1 protein-coding gene is annotated in these 2756 nt (G+C 53.0%); it reads left to right on the top strand.

Annotated elements, in window-relative coordinates; genetic code table 11:
• Positions 1-1067 precede the first annotated feature (1067 nt).
• A complete protein-coding gene (locus tag KRX52_RS21100; RefSeq protein WP_367890551.1) occupies positions 1068-1985 on the top strand; it encodes a homeobox domain-containing protein in 918 nt (305 codons plus the stop codon).
• Positions 1986-2756 lie beyond the last annotated feature (771 nt).

Here is a 2756-nt window from a genome sequence, read left to right as displayed (position 1 = left end):
ATGGAATAAATGGGATAAACTCATTTTGGTTTCATGTTAAGACTTTCTTTCTTACATCCGTTCTCTTCTAATCTTGCAATTTTTATTTTTTGCACATATTGTGGAGATTTGGTGTTTTGGAGCATTTCTCTTTGAAAATAGATTTCAATTTACACAAACCGCTAAATTTCCTCATTAGCCACCGAAAAACACACACAACACAAACACACACACACACAGACACACACACGGATACACAAAGTGGATTGTGTCTGAGGGCAAGCTGTAAGCATCTAGGCTTCCTCCGGAGTCTAGTGTTCTGATATCTGTACTGTGAAAGTGGGGCTTTTGTGTTTGGCTCTGATGTATGCAGACAGGTTTACTACAAACACTGGGGAGATCCCCTAGATCAGCTTCTGCGGGTCTTGGATGAAGGGTGTGGCCGAACTGCAAGCGGCTCAGGCTGATTCTCCCACCTTCGGGATAATAAACACTCTGTAGCCCATCTCTGCCTGCCCCCTTGTCGCCACCTGTGCTGCCGTGATTCCTCACTTGCACCCCGAGATCACTTCTTGTCTCCCAGCAGGGATGCAGTTCTTTGACTGGGTTCTCCCATCCTGCCCAAAGGTGCCTGGCTTTAGGAAGGGAAGCTGCCAAGCTAAGCTTCGGCTTCCACATTCTCCATTCAGCGGTTGAGCTTGATAGGAGGTGGGCCTTTCCTTCCTCGAGTTCCCTATTCTTCTTGGAGAATTGTCGTGTGGTGGCAGGTAAAGAAGACTGCTACCTTCTGGTCCGTTTCACTGCGGGCCTACCGGAAGATTCAGCTCAAGGAGTCAAGGTCAGCGGTAGCTGTGGAGATAAGGGCAGATCTCTTGGGAGGGGCCGGCCTTGGCAGCAGTCCAAGAGAGCAGGCAGGGGAGTGGGCGGGGCCTCCACCCAGCGGGTAGATAAAAGGCCAGGGTGTAGCACGCTGAGGCCCAGACAAGCAAAGGACTTGCTTGCTCTTTCCTCCTGGGGCGGAGGTCTGTTTTGGTAGTGGCAAGTGAAAGAAGTAGCTCCTGGCAAGTCTTCCTTCGTTGCTTGGCAGGATGGAAGGTCGCAGCCGTGTGGGAAAAATCAGGGTGGCCCGGGAATCCCGGCGCCCAAAGACCCTTTTGAAAGGCATGCAGAAGGAGGCCCTTCTAAGTGCTTTCGCCAAGAGCCCTTCCCCAAGCTTCCGGGCCAGGGAGCAACTAGCCAGGGAAATCGGGCTGCCTGAGTCCCGCGTGCGGGTGTGGTTTCAGAACCGCCGAAGTCGTTCGGGGATGGTGAGGCGAGGCCCAGAATCCTCAGCGAGCCGAAGCGTCCTGGAGTCCCCGAAGCCGCCTGAAATGTCTGATGCCAGGGCACAAGGTAGAAGGAGCAGCCCGTCGGGACGTAGGAGGCCTCGCACTCGACTCAGCTCGACACAGTTGGCGATCCTGCTCCAGGCTTTTGAGAGGAGCCCGTACCCGGGCATTGCTGCCAGAGAAGAGCTCGCCCAAAAGACCGCTTTGCCCGAAGACACGATTCACATATGGTTCCAGAACAGAAGAGCACGCCAGCGTGCCGCCGGCACGGGTAGAGTTCCGAGTCCAGATTCCCTTTCCTCGCCTGAGCCCAATGAGGCAGTGGACGGCAGCGAGACTGAGCGTGCACAGGACAGCTTGTTGCCACTGGCTGCTGCATCACCTGTGGGCACAGGCACTTTGACCATGACCTGCCCATCAACCTCCTGCCGAATGTCCTGGCCTGCAGAGACGGCACAGCCCTCTCCACCAGACGTCCCAGAGACATTCACAGTTGCAAGGAACACCTGCGCTGGCCAGCTCTTTCTTGATCCAGTGATGAAAGAGATGCAAGATGACCAAGATCTCCGACACGTGCAGGACTCTCAGGAACGCTACAATCAATGGGAGCAGATTCAGCCAACCCTTGAGGCCCCTCTGTACCAAGCAGTCTATCATGCTCTACTGGAAGTCCTCTGAAACACACACCGCAAGGCTTCATCGTCTCATCACGGATGCCGTCCACGCCCAGAAAGTAAGATCCTTACTCCAAATCCCAACACAGGACAAAACGGACCTCCAACGCCCCTGCCCCTGTTCCGGAGCCCATGGACAGGAATCCCCTGACCCTAAGCAACTGGGAAAAATCACCAGAAACAGGAAGTCGGGTGTGGAAGGCCATCCCAGGAGGCCGAGGACTAGAAAATTCCCTGGCAGGAGGCGTTTGCTGGAGACTAGAGGGAAATTTCCCCAGTCATACACAGGAAGACATCTCTCCAATGAAGTGGCCTGAGAACCCCTCAGTAGACTCCACAGACAAGATACTGCCTGAAGTGGACCCCCACCAGGTCTCCCTCCCTGCCTCCAGGTCTCTACACTCTATTGGCCACTGGGAATGCTCAGGCCAGATAAGCACATTTTCTTGGAGATGCGAGCCTGCCTTTCTTGTCAATGCCTAGTAGTGGCTACCAGGATCAATTGGTAACAGGTCGTTCAATGTATAATCAGAGGGACTTCCCCTTCCTTCTTTCCATTTATTTATTTATTTATTTATTTATTTATTTATTTATTTATTTTCTAGTTTCCTTTTCATGCTGGGACATCCCTTTGAGCAAAGGTGTGAAAGGGGAATAATGGACCAGAATTGCAAGGAACACAGGGAGGTCTTGAGGAATGGGGGACACCAGAGCCAGTGGAAGGAATTTCCTGGTGGCAAGGACCTGAGGACTCGAAAGGTGGAAAGGGGTTCAG

It is taken from the genome of Geopseudomonas aromaticivorans, assembly GCF_019097855.1.
Taxonomy (GTDB): Bacteria; Pseudomonadota; Gammaproteobacteria; order Pseudomonadales; family Pseudomonadaceae; genus Geopseudomonas; species Geopseudomonas aromaticivorans.
Note: the sequence above shows the minus strand (reverse complement) of the source record. Positions and strands in the feature narration are given on the sequence as shown.